Source organism: Paraburkholderia sp. (assembly GCF_035501035.1).
Lineage (GTDB): Bacteria > Pseudomonadota > Gammaproteobacteria > Burkholderiales > Burkholderiaceae > Paraburkholderia.
In genome coordinates this window covers 1-2861 of sequence record NZ_DATJWR010000487.1, presented here as the reverse complement: position 1 = coordinate 2861, position 2861 = coordinate 1, and the positions used below count along the sequence as shown (strand labels likewise).

Sequence of the window (2861 nt, the reverse complement as noted above, 5' to 3'; positions counted from 1 at the left end):
GTGGTGCGGGCGATGCAGAATGCCCTCCATGCGGCTCAGCTTGACGCGCAGCCGCGCGCCGGAAATCGGTTCGAGGTCAGCGCCAACGTGCCGCAGAAGCGATTCCACTTCACGCCAGTGCACGTTGCCGCTCGGCGGATCATGAAAGATCTGGCGGATCAGGTTCGCGTGGCGATGGCCCATGCCATGTCTGCCCGTTCAATCGGTCGGAGAACCCATGCGGATATTGTGCGGCTTCCGACGAAGGATCGCCACTTTTCGCCGTGCCCTCGCCTGCTATGTCGCTGATGCGGCGAATTCCGGTTGCCTTGGGCAAGGTCGCACTGATCTTTCCGCCGGATATTCGCCCGCCGCTCAGTCAATATGGAGCATTGCCCCAGAAAGTGGATCACGCAGGTACTCGCCCGCCATTTCTTCCGAGCGGCGAGCGCGCGCAAGCCACCGGGACTACATCTTGACTTCTATTGGTCCGAGGCCGCGACGCCATTTACGCTTGATAGTGGCTCCGCGTGAATGTGCACATCACGTCCAGCCAACGGGAGCGATGGACCGCACGGCCGTCGCGCTTTACATCGCCTGCCAGGCAATCGAGTGTGATCGGGCAGGTCGCGTCCCGGGGGATGGTGTAGGTCCACAGCCCGGAAGAGGCTGAGACGCACGGTACTCAGCGAGCCACAGCGGGCAGCCGAGTCGGGGCAGTATCGCTGAGTGTTTGCAGTCCCTCAAGCTGCATGTATCGGCGGTTGAGGCTCCACTCATCGTTCTGCTCGAGCATCATGGCGCCGACCAGGCGCACGATGGATTTGTCGTTGGGGAAGATGCCCACGACGTTGGTGCGTCGCTTGATTTCGGCGTTCAGGCGCTCCAGAGGATTGGTCGAGTAGATCTGCGCCCAGTGAGCACGCGGGAAGCTCATGAAGGCGAGCACGTCGTGTTCGGCCTCGTCCATCAGCGCACCGAGTTTGGGGAACTTGGCGCGCAGCTGATCAGCCACCGAGCGCCACTGCGCGCGAGCTGCCTCGGGCGTGTCCTGCACGAACACCGTGCCGATCGCCGCCGAGACCATGCGCCGTTGCGTCTTGCCGGCGTGCGCCAGCGCATTGCGCATGAAGTGAACGCGACAACGCTGCCAGGTGGCCTTCAGGACCTTGGCGGCTGCGGCCTTGAGACCCTCATGGCTGTCGCTGATGACGAGTTTGACGCCGCGCAGCCCGCGCCGATTCAAGCTGCGCAGGAACTCGGTCCAGAAGGGCTCCGCTTCGCTGGCGCCCACCTTCAGTCCGAGCACTTCGCGCTGGCCGTCGGTGTTCACGCCGACCGCCACTATTACCGCCACGCTCACGATGCGGCCGGCCTCGCGCGTTTTGACGTAGGTGGCGTCGATCCACAGGTACGGCCAGTCGCCCTCGATGGGCCGAGTCAAGAACGCGTTGACGCGCTCGTCGAGTTCGCCGCACAGGCGGCTCACCTGGCTCTTGGACACGCCGGTCATGCCGAGCGCCTTGATGAGCTCATCGACCGAGCGGGTCGAGATGCCTTGCACGTAGGCCTCCTGGATCACGGCCGTGAGCGCCTTCTCGGCGGTGCGCCGTGGCTCCAGGAATTCGGGGAAGTAGCTGCCTTGGCGCAGCTTGGGGATCTTCAGCTCGACCGCGCCGGCGCGCGTGTCCCAGAGACGGTCGCGGTAGCCGTTGCGGCTGTTCAATCGCTCCGGGTTCTTCTCGTCGTAGCCGGCGCCACAGCGCGCCTCGACGTCGAGTTCCATCAGCCGTTGCGCCATGAACTGCACCATCTGGCGCAGCACGTCTACGTCGGCGCCCTTTTCGGCCAGCTCGGCCAGTGCCATAGTCGGGGTGGTCATCGTGATTTCTCCAGTCAGGTTGTTGGGTCGCACCTCAACCTTATCCGGAACTTCACGATGACCACCCTCAGCGGGGCGGCCGCCGCCGCGCGGCAAGCCGCTTCGGGCTACGCCCTCCGCGCCTTGCCGCACATCGAAAGACTTACACCACTCCCAGGGACATCAACCCTGGATTTCGGACTGGAAGTGCACGATGCGATCGATCAGGTCCATCGCTTGCCATGGGTGTGGGCAGGGGTTCGTAGCTTACGCGCCGCGGCACCGAAAAACCCGGTTCGTAGCGGGTATTCCGACTGGCGGATGTGCGATCACGGGAGCAGACTTTTTGTTCCACGCGACCACGCATGCGCGTCAGCATGCGGTCCCTGGAACGAATCGATTTCTCAGCGATCACATACGCCTGCACGCACCACGGAGACGCTCATGCCGATATCCCCCCGCCTCGCCAACTTCCTGACCGAACGTCTTGCGCATTACGAGGTGTGCGAACACGCGCGAACGGAAACCAGCGCGCAGACTGCGCGCCTGGCGCACGTTCCGCCGCAGCGGCTCGCGAAGTCGGTGATCCTGGAGGATGACGGCGGATGCGTGATGGCGGTGCTGCCTGCCGACCGGCGCGTGCATATCGGCGAGCTTGCGCGGCTCCTCGGCCGCCACGATCTGCATCTGAGCGACGAAGCGCGCGTGAAGGTGCTGTTCAGCGATTGCGAACCCGGCGCGGTGCCCGCACTCGGCATGGCATGGGGCATGGAGACGATCGTCGACGAGACGTTGCAGCAGGTGCCCGAGGTCTACATCGAAGCCGGCGACCACGAGCAACTGCTCAAGCTCTCGGCCAACGACTTCAACGAGCTCATGCGCGGCGCGCGCCTCGCGCACTTCGGCCGCGTCGCGCCGCACTAGCCCGCTCTGTCCTTCCGCTCTGTCCTTCTCGCACGTGGCGGGCGCTCAAGCCGTACTTGCGGGTGACGCGCCAGCCGAAGTAACGACCTCGGAAGCG

At 64.5% G+C, this 2861-nt stretch carries 2 protein-coding genes and 1 pseudogene; 1 reads left to right on the top strand and 2 read right to left on the bottom strand.

The window, feature by feature from the left end; genetic code table 11:
- Nucleotides 1–183: pseudogene (locus VMJ11_RS33350) on the bottom strand (type II toxin-antitoxin system HicA family toxin); the annotation flags it as partial.
- Nucleotides 184–664: 481 nt separating this feature from the next.
- Nucleotides 665–1861 carry an IS256 family transposase gene (locus tag VMJ11_RS33345; RefSeq protein ID WP_325625392.1) on the bottom strand — a complete coding sequence of 399 codons (1197 nt, stop codon included), beginning with the start codon at nucleotides 1859–1861 and terminating at the stop codon, nucleotides 665–667.
- Between the two features lie 423 nt (nucleotides 1862–2284).
- On the opposite strand from VMJ11_RS33345, the gene VMJ11_RS33340 reads away from it, so the two are divergent.
- The gene (locus tag VMJ11_RS33340; RefSeq protein WP_325625391.1) at nucleotides 2285–2764 is read left to right on the top strand and encodes a YbaK/EbsC family protein; all 480 of its coding nucleotides are present in this window, start codon (nucleotides 2285–2287) and stop codon (nucleotides 2762–2764) included.
- Nucleotides 2765–2861: the final 97 nt, after the last annotated feature.